Below are 16,866 nucleotides of genomic sequence, written 5' to 3'. Positions count from 1 at the left end.
TTTTGCCTGCCATGAGCTTCAATCAGGATCTAGACGAACACGGTGCCTGGCGCAAACAGTTTGCGCTGCGGCTGAAGTTGCTGTCCGAATGGCTGACCGACCGCGACCTGATGGAAGCCGGGGTGCGCGAGCGCCTGGAGCAACTGCATCAGCAGGTGCGCGACGACCGCATCATGGTGGCGTTCGTGGCCGAGTTCTCGCGCGGCAAGTCCGAGCTGATCAACGCCATCTTCTTTGCCAATTACGGGCGGCGCATCATGCCCGCCAGTGCCGGCCGCACCACCATGTGCCCGACCGAGCTGGGGTACGACCCCGAGGTGCCGGTGTGCCTGCGGCTGCTGCCGATCGAGACCCGCCTGCAGCCGCAGTCGCTGCTCGACTGGCGCAACGCGCCCGACAAATGGGAGCGCGTGGAACTGGATGTCAACGACCCCCGGCAGGTGGCCAAGGCCATTCAGAAGGTCGCGGAGGTGCGGCGCGTGAGCCAGCACGAAGCCGAGTCGCTCGGTTTCTGGAACGATGAGCTGCCCGAGGACAACCCGCCCATGGGGACGGACGGGCTGGTGGAGGTGCCGAAGTGGCGCCATGCCCTCATCAACCTGCCGCATCCGCTGCTGCGCCAGGGGCTGGTGATTCTGGACACGCCCGGGCTCAACGCCATCGGGGCGGAGCCCGAGCTCACCGTCAGTTTGCTGCCGCAAGCCCATGCGATCGTGTTCATCCTGGCGGCCGACACCGGCGTCACCAAGTCGGACCTGACGATCTGGCGGCAATACCTGGCGCCGCAGGATGGTGAGATCGACGCGCGGCTGGTGGTGCTCAACAAGATCGACACCATGTGGGACGCGCTAAGCTCGCCCGAACAGGTGGACCTGCAGATCGCAGCCCAGCGCACCGATTCGGCGGAAACCCTGGGCTTGCAGCCGTCACAGGTGCTCGCGGTTTCGGCCCAGAAGGGCCTGCTGGCCAAGATCAGTCGCGACGCCTCGCTGCTCGAAGCCAGCAAGCTGATGGACCTGGAGACGGCGCTGGGACAAGGCATGCTGGAGCAGCGCCGGCGCATCCTGCGCGCTTCCGTGTCGCGCGGCATCCAGTTGCTGCGCCAGGAGACGGGTCAACTGGTTCACACGCGTGCCCGCGATCTGGTCGAACAGATCCAGGAACTGGAGGGCCTGCGCGGCAAGAACGTGGGGGTGATCCGGCAGATGCGTCTGCGCATCGAGCAGGAGCAGGCCGACTTCGATGCCAGCGGTGCCAAGATCCAGGCGGTGCGCTCGGTGCACCTGCGCCTGCTCAAGGATCTGTTTTCGCTGCTGGGCTACACCCACCTGCGCAACGAGGTGTCGGCACTGGCGCGTGCGCTCAAGCAGCCCGGCATCAAGCTCGGGGTGCGTCGGGCTTACAACCACACCTTCGAGCGCCTGGGCAGTGACCTTCAGCGCGCCGACAAGGTGGCGGGCGAAATCCAGTCCATGCTCGAAGGGAGCTTTCGCAGCCTCAACGCCGAGTACGGCTTTTCGCTGCAACCGCCGTCGCCACCGCAACTGCAGCAGTACGCGCGCGATCTCGAGGCCATCGAGCGCAGCCACCTGCAATACCTCAGCCTGGGCAATGCCCTGCGCCTGGCGCAGCCGGAATTTGCCGAGCGCCTGGCGCGGGCGCTGATCAGCCGCTTGCGGGTGGTCTACGAAACCGCGGTCAACGAGATCGAGCTCTGGAACAAGTCCGCAGCGGCTCAGCTCGACGCGCAATTGCGCGAGCGCCGCCGCAACTTCACCCGACGCATTGAAGCGGTGTCCCGCATCCAGCAGGCGGCGGGCGGTCTGGACGACCGGATCCGCGAATTGCAGGGGCAACAGGCCGATCTGCATGTGGCCGATGCCCATCTGGCCGAACTGACCGAGCACCTGCTGACCCAGCCCCAGGAACCCGTGCGGGACACCGCGACCGCATGAGGGCCGGGGTGGATGCACCGCAGGTCGTGGACGACGACCTGCCTTCGGGGTTTTCGCAGCGACTGATCGACTGGCAACGCCAGCATGGCCGGCACGGGTTGCCCTGGCAGGGCAGCCGCGATCCCTACCGCGTGTGGTTGTCCGAAATCATGTTGCAGCAGACCCAGGTGACCACCGTGTTGGGTTATTACCCGCGGTTTCTGGCGCGCTTTCCGGACGTGCGCGCGCTGGCCGACGCACCGGCCGACGATGTCATGGCGCTGTGGAGTGGTTTGGGCTATTACAGCCGGGCGCGCAACCTGCACCGCTGTGCGCAGGAGGTGGTGGCCCGGCACGGCGGCGTGTTTCCGCGCCATTCAACCGAACTGGCGACGCTGCCGGGCATCGGTGCCTCCACCGCAGCCGCCATCGCGGCCTTCTGTTTTGGCGAACGCATCTCGATTCTGGACGGGAATGTCCGGCGCGTGCTGACCCGGTTGCTGGCATTCGATGCCGACCTGTCTGCCTCGGCCCACCAGAAACGTTTGTGGGCGTTGGCCCAGGCGATGCTGCCACCCGTGCCCGCGGGCGACGACATGGCGGCCTACACCCAGGGGCTGATGGACCTGGGGGCCAGCCTGTGCCACCGCACCCGCCCGCAATGCGAGATCTGCCCGGTGCAGCCGCTGTGCCGCGGTCATGCGCAGGGGCAACCTACCCGGTATCCGGTGGTGACGCGCAAGACCCTGCGCCGCCATGAAAGCTGGTGGCTGGCGGTGCTGTGGCGCCAAGGCCCGCCGGCGGCGGGCATGGAGGGGCGACAGGTCTGGCTGGAACCGCGACCTGTCCGTGGCATCTGGGCCGGGCTGTACTGCACACAGGTGCATGCTGATGAGGCCTCGGTGCAGGCCGCATTGCCGGCCGTGCGCTCTTGGGAGGCCCTGGAGCCGGTGGCCCACAGCCTGACGCACCGTGAGCTTCGCCTGCATCCTCTGTGGGCCGAGTGGCCGGGTGACGCCGCGCCTTCCGGCTCGGGACGGTGGGTGGCGTGGGCCGATCTGGCGTCGGTCGGCGTGCCCGCACCGGTGCGCAGCCTGCTGGCTTCGCTGGCGCCGGGCGGCTGATCAGGGGGCTGTTGGCGCCGGGCGGTCCGCAGGGACGGGCCAGGCGTCGGTCTCGCGGTGGCGCAGCCGCGTGGTCCAGTCGGCCGCGAAGTGCGCGGCGAGCCGTTCGACCAGGTAAACCGAGCGGTGCTGACCGCCTGTGCAGCCGATGGCCACGGTGACGTAGCCCCGGTGATCGCGCAGCAAATGCGGCAGCCAGGTGGTCAGGAAGGCCTGGATGTGGGCCTCCATCTGCTGCACGTCGGGTTGTGAGGTGAGGTACTGGGCCACAGGCGCATCGCGGCCGGTCAGCGGGCGCAATTGCGGGTCGTAGTGCGGGTTGGGCAGCATGCGCACGTCGAACACGAAGTCGGCATCCATGGGGATACCGCGCTTGAACGCGAACGACTCGAACATCAGGGTCAGGGGGGAGGCGCCGACGTCGAGCAGGTCCTTGATGTGGCTGCGCAGCTGCGCCGCGCGGATCAGGCTGGTGTCAAGGACCAGGGCCTGCTCGCGCAACTGGGCCAGCAACTCGCGTTCGTGTTCGATGGCCTCGATCAGTGCGCGCCGCTGGTCGTCGCTGCGCGGCTGCGACAGCGGATGCAGGCGGCGTGTTTCGGAAAAGCGCCGCACCAGGGTGTCGGTGGTGGCATCCAGGAACACCGTGCGCAGATGCACAGGCCGCCCGCGCCGCTGGCTGAGCTGAGCCAGGCGCCGCGGCAGCTCGGGCAGGGCGGCGGCGCTGCGCACGTCCATGGCGATGGCCACGCGGCGGGCGCGGTGGCTTTGTTCCAGGTCGATGAACGCGTCGAGCAGTTCCGGCGGCAGGTTGTCCACGCAGTAGTAGCCCAGGTCTTCCAGGGCCGTGAGCGCGACGGATTTGCCCGAGCCGGACATGCCGGTGATGAGTACCAGTTCGATGGGGGAGGGCGTTGGGGTGGACATGGTTCAGGCTCCGAGCAGTTCGCGCGCATGGGCCAGCGAGGCCGCCGACTGCGCATGGCCGCCGAGCATGCGGGCCAGTTCGTGCACGCGCGCTTCGCCCACGATCGGCGCCACGGTGCTGGCGGTCTGCTGTGCCGCGGTGGTCTTGCTGACCAGCAGGTGGTGGTCGGCACAGGCCGCCACCTGCGCCAGGTGGGTCACGGCCAGCACCTGCCGGTCCTGGCCGAGCTGGCGCAGCATCTGCCCCACGGTGTGGGCCACGGCGCCGCCGATGCCGGAATCCACTTCGTCAAAGATGAGGGTGGGGGCCTGCCCCAACTGGCTGGTGACCACCGAGATGGCCAGCGCGATGCGCGAAAGCTCACCGCCGGAGGCCACCTTGCCGACCGGCCGGGCGGTGACGCCGGCATGGCCGGCCACCAGGAAGTCCACCTGTTCCCCGCCATGGGACTGGGGTTCCGGCAGCTTCTGCAGGGCGACTTCGAAGCGGCCACCGGCCATGCCGAGCGACTGCATGGCCTGCGTGACGGCCGCAGACAGGCGCGGGGCAGCGGCCTGGCGGTCGCGAGAGAGCGCGCCCATCTTTTTGTCGAAGGCCTGCCAGGCCTTGCGTTCGGCACTGCGCAGCGCGTCGAGGTCGAGGGCTTGGCCCAGCCGCGCCAACTCCTCGCGCCATTGCGCGTGCAGCGCCGGCAGTTCTTCGGGTGGCCGGCGGAACCGCCGTGCCAGCGACACCCAGAGCGAGAGGCGCTGGTCCAGCTTGGCCAGTCCGGCGGGATCGAGATCGCCGTCGCCGGCATAGTGACGCAGTGTGTACACGGTGTCTTCCACCTGTGCCAGCGCCGATTCCAGGGCGTCGACCGGTCCCTGGAAGGCGGGTTCGATGCGCGTCTGGGCCGACAGCGCGGCCAGGGCTTTGTGCAGCAGGCCCGCCGCGTGCCCGGGGGCTTCGCCCAGCCAGTCGACCGCCTGGCTGGCCGCGTCCTGCAGGGCCTGCGCGTGGGTGAGCCGGCTGTGGCGGGCATTGAGTTCGTCCCATTCGCCGGGCTGGGGCGCGAGCTTGTCGAGTTCCGCGATCTGCCAGGCCAGGCGTTCGCTTTCCTGTTGCAACTGGGCTTCGCGCGCCTGCGCGTCATCGAGCAGACGCAGGCGCTCGCGCCACTGGGTCCAAGCCTGGCCGGCCGCGCTGCTGTCGATGCCGCCATAGGCATCGAGCAGCCGACGTACCGCGTCGGGCCGGGTCAGGCTCTGCCAGGCGTGCTGGCCATGGATATCGACCAACTCGTCGGCCAGGGCCTTGAGCTGGGTGACGGTGGCAGCGCTGCCGTTGATCCACGCACGGCTGCGGCCGTCGCTGTCGATCGTCCGACGCAGCAGCAGGGTGTCGTCTGCCGAAAAACCCTGCTCATCGAGCCAGGGCACCACCGAGGCCGGGCGGTCGAATTCGGCCGCCACTTCGCAGCGGGCCGCGCCTTCGCGGACCAGGCCGGCGTCGGCGCGGGCGCCCAGGGCCAACTGGAGGGCATCAATGAGGATGGACTTGCCGGCGCCGGTTTCGCCGGTGAGCACGCCGAAGCCGGTGTGCAGATCCAGGTCGAGGGCGGGGACGATGACGAAGTCGCGCAGGGCGATGCGGCGCAGGCTCATGGCAGGGCGTCGAACAGAGGTGAACGGCGGTTGGGCGGTGGGCCGCCCTTGCCGCCATTGTGGCCCGGAATTCAGGCGCCTTCGTTCCAGTGGAGTTTCATGCGCAGCGTGTCGAAATAGCTCCAGCCGACCGGGTGCAGCAGGCGCAGCGCATGTGGCGAGCGGCGCACCACGATGCGGTCGCCGTGCAGCAGGCTGGTGAGTGTCTGCATGTCGAAGTTGGCGCTGGCGTCCTTGCCCGAGACGATTTCCACCGCGATCTCGCTGTCCGAGGGCAGCACCACGGGCCGGTTGGACAGCGTGTGTGGGGCGATCGGCACCATCACCCAGCCACCGATGGTCGGGTGCAGGAGCGGGCCGCCCGCCGACAGCGCGTAGGCGGTGGAGCCGGTGGGCGATGCGATGATGAGGCCGTCGGCACGCTGGTTGGCCACAAAGTGGCCGTCGACCTCCACGCGCAGCTCGATCATGCTCGCCACCCCACCGCGGTTGACGACCACGTCGTTGAGCGCCGTGGCCTCGAACACGCAGCGGCCATCGCGCCAGACGCTGGCCGCCATCAGGGCGCGGTGGTCTTCCTCGTAATGGCCGTGCAGGATGGGTTGCAGGCGCTCGCGGTAGCCGTTGAGCGGGATGTCGGTGATGAAGCCCAGGCGCCCCTGGTTGATGCCCACCAGCGGCACACCGAAGCGGGCCAGGCGCCGTCCGATGCCCAGCATGGTGCCGTCGCCGCCGACCACCAGGGCCAGATCGCAGTGTTGGCCGATGCTGGCCACGTCCAGTGCGGTGTACTGGGTCAGGCCGGTGTTCTGGGCGGTTTCGAGTTCGAGCGAGACGTCGCACCCCTCGTCGTGCAGGAAATGGGCCACCTCGTCCACCACATGGCGCGAGCCGGGGGCCTGGTATTTGCCCACGATGGCCACGTGTGCAAAGCGTGGCGCGGCGGGGACGGGTTTCGCGGGATCGGTCATGGACAAATTACAACATGCCGCACCCGCGGTGGCGCTGGCCGGAAACCCTTGTCGCACCGGATGCCGCAACGGGGTGCCCGCTCCTTAGAATGGCGACCATGCTGGATGACCGCGCCAAGTTGCTGCTCAAGGCCCTTGTCGAGCGCTATATCGCCGACGGGCAGCCCGTGGGTTCGAGAACGCTCTCGAAGGCCACCGGGCTGGACCTGTCGCCCGCAACCATCCGCAACGTGATGAGCGACCTGGAAGAGCTGGGTCTCATCGCCAGTCCGCACACCTCGGCGGGCCGGGTGCCGACCGCGCGTGGCTACCGGCTGTTCGTGGATGCCATGCTCACGGTCAATCGCGACGAGTTGCCGCGGGTGGCCGAACTGGGCACCAGCAGCATCGAACAAGGGCAGCCCCAGCGGGTGATCAGCCACGCGGCGCAGATGCTGTCGAGCCTGTCGCACTTTGTCGGCGTGGTGATGACCCCGCGCCGGGCCACTGTGTTCCGGCACATCGAATTCCTGAACCTGTCCGAGCGGCGCGTGCTGGTGATCCTGGTTGCCCCCGACGGCGATGTGCAGAACCGGATCATCCACACCCCGACCCAGTTCACCCAGTCGCAGTTGCAGGAAGCGGCGAACTATTTCAATGCGCACTATTCGGGTCTGGGCATGGACGCGGTGCGCGAGCGGCTGAAGTCCGAGCTGGATGCGCTGCGCGGCGAAATTGCCACGCTGATGAAGGCCGCCGTCGATCTGGGCACCGAAGCCGGCGCCCAGCGCGAAGAGGTGGTGGTGGCGGGCGAGCGCAATCTGCTGTCGGTGTCCGAGTTCTCCAGCGACATGGGCAACCTGCGGCGCATGTTCGACCTGTTCGAGCAAAAGACGCAACTGGCGCGATTGCTGGACGTGTCGGCCCAGGCCGATGGCGTGCGCATCTACATCGGCGGTGAAAGCCAGGTCGTGCCGTACGAAGACCTGTCGGTGGTCACGGCCCCCTACGAAGTGGACGGCCAGGTGCTGGGCACGCTGGGCGTGATCGGCCCGCAGCGCATGCCCTACGACCGCATGATCCAGATCGTCGACGTCACCGCCAAGCTGGTCGGCAACGCACTGAGCCAGGGGCGCTGAAGCATTTGGTCTGGCAGTGCTGCAAGGCGCTGCCGCAGCCCTCTTACAATCGCGGCCTTCGGAGGGGGCGTTAGCTCAGTTGGTCAGAGCAGGGGACTCATAATCCCTTGGTCGTTGGTTCAAGTCCAACACGCCCTACCAGACCGGTTTTTTTTAAAACCGAGGCATTTCGGAAAAAGGCGCCAAAAAGTCGTGCTACAATGCAAGGCTTCAGCGGCTGTAGCTCAGTTGGATAGAGTACTTGGCTACGAACCAAGGGGTCGTGGGTTCGAATCCTGCCAGCCGCACCAGAATTTATATTCGGCATCAACGGGTTAGTCTCAAAAGGACTGACCCGTTTTGCTTTGTGCCGCACCACTTCTCGCGGCATGTGCGCGATGCCCTGCGCGACGGCTTCTCTACCCGGGCCGTGTCTCACGCGAAGTGCGATGGTGTCCCGCGGCTCTCTGCTGGGGGGCAGCGATGGCGTCTTCGTTTTTTGGCTGGACTACCTCCTGCGCACCATGGCCCTGCATGAGAAGACACCTGCGTCGGACGCGCTGAATGCCGCCGTCTCGACCGAACCCGGCAACACCGATGCCGCCGCTCCCCGCAAAAGGCTGCTGGAAGACTGGCTGGTCGTCGGCACCATGGTGGCGCTTGCGCTGATCACCTTTGCGAACGTGTTGGTGCGTTACTTCACCAGCGCGTCTTTCGCCTGGACGGAAGAGATCTCCGTCTTTCTCATGATCGTGCTGGCGCTGGTCGGGGGCTCGGCGGCGGTGCTGCGGGAGACGCACATCCGCATCGAGTTCTTCGCCAACGGTGGCAGCGCGCAGCGGCAGCGCCGCCTGGCGCAACTGGGGGCGCTCATGGTGGCGCTGCTGTTCATCGCCATCGTGGTGCTGAGTGTGCCGGTGGTCTGGGACCATTACCAGTACGAGGAAACCTCGCCCGGTATCGGGGTGCCCCAGTGGTGGTATTCCATCTGGCTGCCGGTATTCAGCGCCCTGATCGCGGGTCGGGCCATGCAGGTGTTCATGCGCAAGCTGCGCCAGGAGGATGCTGCATGACCGCCACCCTGCTGTTTGTGCTTTTCATCGGCGCCATGCTGATCGGCGTGCCGATCGGTGCGGCGCTCGGACTCGCGGGTACCGTGGCGATCGGTATCGCCAATGCCGAAATTCCCTGGTTCGGGCTGATGGCGGTGCCGCAGAACTTCTATGCCGGGCTGGGCAAATACCCGCTGCTGGCCATTCCCATGTTCGTGCTCGTGGGGTCCATCTTCGACCGGTCGGGTGTGGCGCTGCGTCTGGTGAACCTGGCCGTGTCCATCGTGGGGCGGGGGCCGGGCATGCTGCCGCTGGTGGCCATTGCGGTCGCCATGTTCCTGGGCGGCATTTCGGGCTCCGGCCCCGCCACGGCCGCTGCCGTGGGCGGCGTGATGATCGCGGCGATGGCACGCGCTGGTTACCCGGCGCCGTATTCGGCGGCTGTGGTCGGCGCGGCGGCGGCCACCGACATCCTGATCCCGCCTTCGGTGGCGTTCATCGTGTATTCGGTGCTGGTACCCGGCGCATCGGTGCCGGCGCTGTTCGCGGCCGGCATGATCCCGGGCGTGCTGGCGGGGCTGGCGCTCATCGTGCCCGCGGTCTGGCTGGCGCGCCGGCATCGCATGGGTGCCGAGGAAGCCCATCTGCCTCGGCCACCGTTCTGGAAGAGCCTGCGCGAGGCAGCCTGGGGCCTGGTGGCGCCGGTGCTGATTCTGGGGGGCATGCGGGCAGGCTGGTTCACGCCCACCGAAGCGGCGGTGGTTGCGGTGTTCTACGGCCTGTTCGTCGGCATGGTCGTGCACCGAACGATCCGCGTGCGCGATCTGTTCGACATCCTGCGGGAATCGGGGGAGCTGTCGGCGGTGATCCTGCTGGTCGTCTCGCTGGCCGGCATCTTCGCGTTTTCGTTGTCCACGCTGGGGGTGATCGATCCGGTCACGACCGCGATCGTCCATTCGGGGTTGAGCGAATGGGCGGTGCTGCTGCTCATCGTGCTGCTGCTCGTGCTGGCGGGCATGGTGCTCGATGGCATTTCCATCTTCCTGATCTTCGTGCCGTTGCTGATGCCGCTGATGAACCACTACCAGTGGGATCCGGTGTGGTTCGGTGTGCTGCTCACGCTCAACGTGGCCATCGGTCAGTTCACCCCGCCGATGGCGGTGAACCTGATGGTGTCCAGCCGCATTGCCGGCGTGCCCATGGAGGCCACCTCCCGCTGGGTGGGCTGGCTGCTGGTGGCCATGGGGCTGTGCATGCTGCTGGTTATGATCTGGCCGCCCCTGGCCACTTGGCTGCCTCAATACCTGGGCTATTGATGCCCGGCGGTTCCTGAGGCGTTTTCATCCGTTCCCGAGGAGACCTTTCATGAAGAAGCGCACCCTGCTGACCCTTTCCCTGGCTGCCGCTGCCACCCTGAGCGCACCGGCCATGGCCCAGAACGCCTACCGCTCCGAATACCGCATGTCGCTCGTGCTGGGGCCGGCCTTCCCCTGGGGCAAGGGCGGCGAGATCTGGGCCAACAAAGTGCGCGAAAAGACGCAGGGCCGCATCAACATCAAGCTGTACCCGGGCGTTTCGCTCATCCAGGGTGACCAGACGCGCGAGTTCAGCGCGCTGCGCCAGGGCGTGATCGACATGGCCATCGGCTCGACCATCAACTGGTCGCCGCAGGTCAAGCAGCTCAACCTGTTCTCGCTGCCCTTCCTGATGCCCAACTACGCCTCGGTCGACGCGCTGACGCAGGGCGAAGTCGGCAAGCGCCTGTTCACGACGCTGGAGAAGGCCGGCGTGGTGCCGCTGGCCTGGGGCGAAAACGGCTACCGCGAGATTTCCAATTCCAAGAAGGCCATCAAGAGCCCGGCCGATCTCAAGGGCATGAAGATCCGCGTGGTCGGCTCCCCGCTGTTCATCGACACCTTCACCGCCCTCGGTGCCAACCCGACCCAGATGAGCTGGGCCGATGCGCAGCCGGCCATGGCCAGCGGCGCCGTCGATGGGCAGGAAAACCCGCTGTCGGTCTACATGGCGGCCAAGCTCTACAACGTGGCGCAAAAGCACATCACGCTGTGGGGCTACATGAACGACCCGCTGGTCTTTGTCGTCAACAAGGACGTGTGGAACAGCTGGACGCCGGCCGACCGCGAAATCGTCAAGCAGGCGGCGATCGAGGCCGGCAAGGAGCAGATCGCGATTGCGCGCAAGGGCGTGGTCGAGGCCGACAAACCCCTGCTCAAGGAAATCGCCTCGCACGGCGTGACCGTGACCGAACTGAGCGCTGCTGAACGCGCCGAATTCGTCAAGGCCACGCGACCGGTGGTCGACAAGTGGAAGGGCCAGATCGGCGTCGATCTGGTGAACCTGGCGGAAAAGACCGTCGCTGCTCACGCCAAGTGAGCATCCGAGCCGTTCTGCTGCGCAACGAAGCACCGTGAGCAAGGCATTCACCAAAGAGACGGACGGCGATGACGACGAGGATCTCCCGGCGGTTGCGCCGCTGCCGGGAGGCAAGAACTACATCACCCGCGCCGGCTACGACCGGCTGCGGGCCGAACTGTTCCAGCTCATGGACGAAGAGCGCCCTCGGATCGTCGAGATCGTGCACTGGGCGGCCAGCAATGGCGACCGTTCGGAGAATGGCGACTATCTCTACGGCAAAAAGCGGCTGCGCGAGATCGACCGCCGTATCCGTTTCCTGACCAAACGGCTGGAAATCGCCGAGGTGGTGGACCCGTCGCTCCACCATGGCGGGGAGCAGGTGTTTTTCGGTGCCACCGTCACCTACGCCGATGCCGGTGGCGACGAAACCACCGTCACCATCCTCGGCGTGGACGAAGCCGACAGCGCACGCGGCCAGATCAGCTGGATATCGCCTGTGGCGCGGGCCTTGCTCAAAACGCGTGTTGGCGACACGGTGAAGCTGGCGCTGCCCGGCGGCGTGCAGGCGCTCGAAGTGCTCGCGGTGGCGTACCCGGCGCCTTGAGCCGGCGCGCGCTGCGCCACGCGATCCCATCAGGGATCGCGAATCAATCCTTGACCGGCTTGAAGCGCTGAGCCCGGATGACCGATGGCGTGCGGCGCAGGCTGCGCAGCACGTCCGCCAGATGCTGGCGATCGCGCACGCTGAGCGTGAAACGGATGTCGGTGGTGGTCTGGGCCGGGTCTTCGCCCATGTCCACGTGGTTGATGTCGGCCTCCGCGTGCGCAATGGCCGCGGCCACGCGGGCGAGCACGCCCTTGCCGTTGTTCACGGTCACGATGACCGCGCTGTCAAAGGGGCGCACCGGCTCGTCGGCCCATTCCACGGGCAGGAAGCGCTCGCTGTCGCGCGCCAGCAGCCGCTTGCCGTGGGGGCAGTCCTCCACGTGCACCACCAGGCCTTCGCCGCGCCCCAGATAGCCGACGATGCGGTCACCCGGAATCGGCCGGCAGCAAGGCGCGTATTGCACCGAAGCGCCTTCGCTGCCGTCCAGGCTGACGATGCCCTGCGTGCTGCCCTCGCCGGGGCCGCCGGCATAGCGTTCGGTGCTGATGAGCAGCGCGTCGGGCTTGAGGCCGGTTTCGGTCAGCAGCACGGCCAGTTTTTTGCCCACCATGTTGGCGATGCGTTTGCCCATGCCGACGTCGGACAGCAGTTCCGCGCGCGACTTGTTGCCGGTGAAGCGCAGCAGCTTGTCCCACACGGCCTTGTATTCGCCATCTTCCTGCGGCAGGCGGGCAATGCCCTCGCTGCGCAAGGCCTGGCCGAGCATGCGTTCGCCCAGTTCCACCGCCTTTTCCTGCGCGCCGGTCTTGAGGTGGTGGCGGATCTTCGAACGCGCACGCCCCGTGCGGGCGAACGACAGCCAGGACGGGCTGGGCTCGGCGCTGGCGTTGGTGATCACCTCCACCACGTCGCCGTTGTTGAGTTCGGTGCGCAGGGGGCGCTGCTCGCCGTTGACCATGGCGCCCACGGCGGTGTTGCCGACCCCGCTGTGGATGGCATAGGCGAAGTCGACCACGGTGGCGCCGCGCGGCAGCGACAGGATCTTGCTCTTGGGCGTGAACACGTAGACCGCATCGGGAAAGAGGTCGATCTTGATGTGGTCCCAGAATTCCCCGGCGTCGCGGGTTTCCTGCTGGATGTCGAGCAGCGACTGCAGCCACTGCGTGCCCAGGCGCTGCGAGGTGTCGCTGCCCGGCTCGTTGGCCTTGTAGAGCCAGTGGGCGGCCACGCCCGATTCGGCCACCACGTCCATGGCGTGCGTGCGCAGCTGGAATTCGATGTTGGTGCCCACCGGCCCGATCAGCGTGGTGTGCAGCGACTGGTAGCCGTTGACCTTGGGAATGGCCACGTAGTCGCGGAACTTGCCCGGCACGGGTTTGTAGAGCTGGTGCAGCACGCCTAGGCCGGTGTAGCAGTCGGTGAGTTCGGGCACGACGATGCGGAAGCCGTAGATGTCGGTCACCTGCGAGAACGACAGGTGCTTGCTGTCCATCTTGCGGTAGACCGAATACAGCGTTTTTTCGCGGCCCATGATGCGCACGGTCAGGCCATGCTGGCGGAACGCGCTGTCGACTTCGCCCTGGACCCTGGCGATCAGGTCCTTGCGGCGGGTGCGTGACTTGGCCAGCGCCTTGGCGAGGATGTCGTAGCGCCAGGGGTGCAGGAAGCGGAACGACAGGTCCTGCAACTCGCGGTAGGTGAAGTTCAGGCCCAGGCGGTGCGCGATGGGCGCGTAGATCTCCAGCGTTTCGCTGCTGATGCGCTTCCATTTGCTGCGGGGCATGTCGCCCATGGTGCGCATGTTGTGCGTGCGGTCGGCCAGCTTGATGAGGATGACCCGCACGTCCTTGGCCATGGCCAGCAGCATCTTGCGGAAGCTCTCGGCCTGGTTCTGCTCGCGGGAGTCGAACTCCAGCTTTTCCAGCTTGGTGAGGCCGTCCACCAGGTCGGCCACGGCCGCACCGAAGCGTTCGGCCAGTTGGACCTTGGTGACGCCGCAGTCCTCGATCACGTCGTGCATCAGCGCCGCCATCAGCGCCTGGGCATCGAGCTTCCATTCGGCGCATTGCGCCGCGACCGCGATCGGGTGGGTGATGTAGGGGTCGCCGTTTTTGCGCATCTGGCCCAGATGGGCCTGATCGGCCAGGCGGTAGGCCTGACGGATCAGTTCGATGTCGCTGGCGGGCAGGTAGTCGAGTTTGCCGAGCAGGGCCGCAAAACTGGCTGCGGCCGCGCTGGCCGAAGCGGCCGCAGGGTCGCCTGAGGCCGAAGGGCTGGAAACCGGTTCCACGAAGCTGCTCATCCCCCTACTTTAGCCGCTCGCGCACGATGTTGCAGTCGCGAGACAGGGAGGCCCCGGTCTCAACGCGCAGGCGTGAGCACGGTGGGGCGCGCTTCGGGCAGCTTTTCCGGGTAGTCGCGGCTGCAGTGCAGGCCCCGGCTCTCGTGCCGCTGCTGGGCCGAGCGCACGATCAGCTCGGCCACCTGCACCAGGTTGCGCAGCTCCAGCAAGTCGCGGGTGACGTGGAATTGCGCGTAGAACTCCTGGATTTCGCGCTGCAGCAGCGCGATGCGGTGCGCGGCGCGTTCCAGGCGCTTGTTGGTGCGCACGATGCCCACGTAGTCCCACATAAAGCGGCGCAGCTCGTCCCAGTTGTGCGAAATCACCACCTGTTCGTCGGCATCGGTCACGCGGCTTTCGTCCCACAGCGGCAGGCTGGCTGCTTCGGGCGACCGGGCAGCGAGGATTTCGTTCACGGCGGCCTGGGCGAACACCATGCATTCCACCAGCGAATTGCTGGCCAGGCGGTTGGCGCCGTGCAGACCGGTGCAACTCGCCTCGCCCACGGCATAGAGCCCGTCCACGCTGGTGCGCGCGGCCAGATCGGTGACCACGCCGCCGCAGGTGTAGTGCGCCGCGGGCACTACCGGAATGGGTTCGCGCGTGATGTCGATGCCCAGTTCGGCGCAGCGCGCCAGGATGTTGGGGAAATGCTCGCGCAGGAACTCGGGGCTCTGGTGCGAGATGTCCAGGTGCACGCAGTCGAGGCCGTGCTTCTTCATCTCGTGGTCGATGGCGCGGGCCACGATGTCGCGCGGGGCGAGTTCGGCGCGCGGATCGTGGTCGGGCATGAAGCGGTGGCCGCCCAGGTGTGGCGGCAGCTTGAGCTGACCGCCTTCGCCGCGCACAGCTTCGGAGATGAGGAAGTTCTTGACGTGCGGGTGGTACAGGCAGGTGGGGTGGAACTGGATGAATTCCATGTTCCCCACCTGGCAACCAGCGCGCCAGGCGGCGGCGATGCCGTCGCCGGTGGCGGTGTCGGGGTTGGTGGTGTAGAGGTAGACCTTGCCGGCGCCGCCCGTGGCCAGCAGGGTGTGGCCCGCGCTGAAGGTTTCCACCACGTCGCGGTCCACGTCCAGCACGTAGGCACCCAGGCAGCGGTCGGGCACGTCGGTGCTGGCGCCCGCCAGCTTGCGGCGGGTGATCAGGTCCACCAGCATGTGGTTCTCGAAGAAGGTGATGCCCGGCGTGGCGCGCGCCCGTTCGCTCAGCGTGGCCTGCACGGCGGCGCCGGTGGCATCGGTGGCGTGCACGATGCGGCGGTGGCTGTGTCCGCCTTCGCGGGTCAGGTGCAGCTCGCCCGCCGCGCTGCCGTCCAGGGTGGAGAAAGGCACGCCCAGTTCGCGCAGCCAGGCGATGGCGGCGGGCGAGTTTTCCACGGTGAAGCGGGTGGCCGCCTCGTCGCACAGGCCGGCGCCGGCGATGAGCGTGTCCTGCACATGCGATTCGAAGCTGTCTTCGGCCGACAGCACCGCGGCAATGCCGCCCTGCGCCCAGCTGCTGGAGCCATCGGAAATGCCGCGTTTGGTGACCACGGCCACGCGGTGCGTGGGGGCCAGCCGCAGCGCGGCGGTCAGGCCGGCCAGTCCGCTGCCGATGATGAGGACGTCGAAGTGGTGGGTGGTGCTCATGGGAGGGAAGGGCCGGCCGTTCGGCCTGGGCTGGCGCGGAGGCGCCCGTTGCAAGAAAAGATCAGGCCGGACTGTAGGCCAGCCGCACGTAGACAGGCGCAAAAGCCTCCGCCTGTGTGAGCTCGATCAGCGTTTCCTTGGCCAGTTCGAGCATGGCGATGAAGGTCACGACCAGCACCGGCACGCCCTGGCTCACGTCGAACAGGTCGCCGAATTCGACAAACTTGCGGCCCTGCAGCTTGCGCAGCACGATGCTCATGTGTTCGCGCACCGACAGTTCTTCGCGGCTGATCTTGTGGTGCTGCACGAGCTTGGCGCGCTTGAGGATGTCGCGCCAGGCGCTCTGCAGGTCGAGCACGTGCACGTCAGGGAAGCGCGGTTGCAGCGACTGTTCCACGTACACCTGGGCCCGCAGGAAGTCGCGGCCATATTGGGGCAGGTCGGCCAGGCGCTGCGCGGCCAGTTTCATCTGCTCGTATTCGAGCAGGCGGCGCACCAGTTCGGCACGCGGGTCTTCGGCTTCTTCGCCCTCGGCCGTCTTTTTGGGCGGCAGCAGCATGCGCGACTTGATCTCGATGAGCATGGCGGCCATGAGCAGGTACTCGGCCGCCAGTTCCAGGTTGTGCGAGCGGATTTCCTCGACGTAGCTCAGGTACTGGCGGGTGACGGCCGCCATCGGGATGTCGAGGATGTTGAAGTTCTGCTTGCGGATCAGGTAGAGCAGCAGGTCCAGCGGGCCCTCGAAGGCCTCCAGGAACACGCGCAGCGCGTCGGGCGGGATGTAGAGGTCGCGCGGCAGGTCGAACAGCGGTTCGCCATACAGCCGCGCCACGGCCACGTGGTCGACCACGCCGGGCAACACCGCATCCAGCCCTTCGGGGGCTTCGTCGAGGACCACGGGTTCCTGGCTCATGCCGGAGCGGCGACGGCGCGGGCGGGATCAGCGCTGGTCGGGCTCGGTCTGGTAGACGTAGGGCTTCTGCGGCACGCTGGCGGCATCGGCCTGGCGCTGGAATTCGCGGTCGATCTGCTGGTCCCACAGCAGGGCGCGGCCCTGCCGCTGTTCGGCGTCGAGCTGCGGGCGGCTGGCCTTGAGCTGCTCGATGAACTGGGTGGCGTCGGAGGTGTAGTGCGGGCGACCGAAGAGGGACATGACGAT

At 67.2% G+C, this 16,866-nt stretch carries 14 protein-coding genes and 2 tRNA genes; 9 read left to right on the top strand and 7 right to left on the bottom strand.

Annotated features, from left to right (window positions below; all coding sequences use genetic code 11):
* Positions 1 to 11: 11 nt before the first annotated feature.
* Both QQK43_RS13785 and mutY read left to right on the top strand, forming a co-directional pair.
* Positions 12 to 1,955, top strand: a complete 1,944-nt coding sequence (locus QQK43_RS13785) for a dynamin family protein (protein WP_284308225.1) — start codon at positions 12 to 14, stop codon at positions 1,953 to 1,955.
* Entirely contained in the window at positions 1,952 to 3,058 is a 1,107-nt protein-coding gene (gene mutY / locus QQK43_RS13780; RefSeq protein ID WP_370465276.1) for an A/G-specific adenine glycosylase, read from the top strand. Before QQK43_RS13785 ends, mutY begins: the two co-directional genes overlap by 4 nt.
* Here mutY and rapZ read toward each other — a convergent pair whose 3' ends face one another.
* The 3 genes from rapZ to QQK43_RS13765 form a co-directional block, all read right to left on the bottom strand.
* Positions 3,059 to 3,985 (bottom strand): RNase adapter RapZ, encoded by a 927-nt coding sequence (gene rapZ, locus QQK43_RS13775; RefSeq protein ID WP_284308223.1) that lies wholly within the window; start codon positions 3,983 to 3,985, stop codon positions 3,059 to 3,061. It lies immediately after the preceding gene.
* A gap of 3 nt (positions 3,986 to 3,988) precedes the next feature.
* Positions 3,989 to 5,632, bottom strand: a complete 1,644-nt coding sequence (recN, locus tag QQK43_RS13770; protein WP_284308222.1) for a DNA repair protein RecN — start codon at positions 5,630 to 5,632, stop codon at positions 3,989 to 3,991.
* A gap of 71 nt (positions 5,633 to 5,703) precedes the next feature.
* The gene (locus QQK43_RS13765; RefSeq protein ID WP_234266664.1) at positions 5,704 to 6,603 is read right to left on the bottom strand and encodes an NAD kinase; all 900 of its coding nucleotides are present in this window, start codon (positions 6,601 to 6,603) and stop codon (positions 5,704 to 5,706) included.
* Positions 6,604 to 6,701: 98 nt separating this feature from the next.
* Between QQK43_RS13765 and hrcA the strand changes: the two genes are divergently transcribed.
* From hrcA to greB, 7 genes are all read left to right on the top strand, one after another.
* Positions 6,702 to 7,721: a heat-inducible transcriptional repressor HrcA gene (hrcA, locus tag QQK43_RS13760; protein WP_234266665.1), complete on the top strand. Its 1,020-nt coding sequence runs from the start codon at positions 6,702 to 6,704 to the stop codon at positions 7,719 to 7,721.
* A 64-nt stretch (positions 7,722 to 7,785) separates the two neighbouring features.
* Positions 7,786 to 7,862 (top strand) — tRNA-Ile (locus QQK43_RS13755).
* A 72-nt stretch (positions 7,863 to 7,934) separates the two neighbouring features.
* A tRNA-Arg gene (locus QQK43_RS13750) sits at positions 7,935 to 8,011 on the top strand.
* Between the two features lie 213 nt (positions 8,012 to 8,224).
* The gene (locus tag QQK43_RS13745; protein ID WP_348533533.1) at positions 8,225 to 8,773 is read left to right on the top strand and encodes a TRAP transporter small permease; all 549 of its coding nucleotides are present in this window, start codon (positions 8,225 to 8,227) and stop codon (positions 8,771 to 8,773) included.
* Positions 8,770 to 10,068 (top strand): TRAP transporter large permease, encoded by a 1,299-nt coding sequence (locus QQK43_RS13740; RefSeq protein ID WP_284308221.1) that lies wholly within the window; start codon positions 8,770 to 8,772, stop codon positions 10,066 to 10,068. The genes QQK43_RS13745 and QQK43_RS13740 overlap by 4 nt, the downstream gene beginning before the upstream one ends.
* A 49-nt stretch (positions 10,069 to 10,117) precedes the next feature.
* Entirely contained in the window at positions 10,118 to 11,146 is a 1,029-nt protein-coding gene (locus QQK43_RS13735) for a DctP family TRAP transporter solute-binding subunit (protein WP_284308220.1), read from the top strand.
* A 34-nt stretch (positions 11,147 to 11,180) separates the two neighbouring features.
* Entirely contained in the window at positions 11,181 to 11,732 is a 552-nt protein-coding gene (gene greB / locus QQK43_RS13730) for a transcription elongation factor GreB (RefSeq protein WP_284308219.1), read from the top strand.
* A 43-nt stretch (positions 11,733 to 11,775) separates the two neighbouring features.
* Here the strand turns inward: greB and QQK43_RS13725 are convergent, their stop codons facing one another.
* From QQK43_RS13725 to QQK43_RS13710, 4 genes are all read right to left on the bottom strand, one after another.
* On the bottom strand, positions 11,776 to 14,037 hold the full coding sequence (locus tag QQK43_RS13725; protein ID WP_284308218.1) for a RelA/SpoT family protein: 2,262 nt from the start codon (positions 14,035 to 14,037) through the stop codon (positions 11,776 to 11,778).
* Positions 14,038 to 14,096: 59 nt separating this feature from the next.
* Positions 14,097 to 15,707: an L-aspartate oxidase gene (gene nadB / locus QQK43_RS13720; RefSeq protein ID WP_284308217.1), complete on the bottom strand. Its 1,611-nt coding sequence runs from the start codon at positions 15,705 to 15,707 to the stop codon at positions 14,097 to 14,099.
* 61 nt (positions 15,708 to 15,768) lie between these two features.
* A complete protein-coding gene (locus tag QQK43_RS13715; protein WP_234266671.1) occupies positions 15,769 to 16,620 on the bottom strand; it encodes a segregation and condensation protein A in 852 nt (283 codons plus the stop codon).
* A gap of 27 nt (positions 16,621 to 16,647) precedes the next feature.
* Entirely contained in the window at positions 16,648 to 16,860 is a 213-nt protein-coding gene (locus QQK43_RS13710; RefSeq protein ID WP_234266672.1) for a DUF3460 family protein, read from the bottom strand.
* Positions 16,861 to 16,866 lie beyond the last annotated feature (6 nt).

The sequence above is a fragment of the Hydrogenophaga electricum genome (assembly GCF_030160815.1).
Classification (GTDB): domain Bacteria; phylum Pseudomonadota; class Gammaproteobacteria; order Burkholderiales; family Burkholderiaceae_C; genus Hydrogenophaga; species Hydrogenophaga electricum.
The sequence above is the reverse complement of the archived record's forward strand: the minus strand, read 5'-3'. Positions and strand labels throughout refer to the sequence as shown.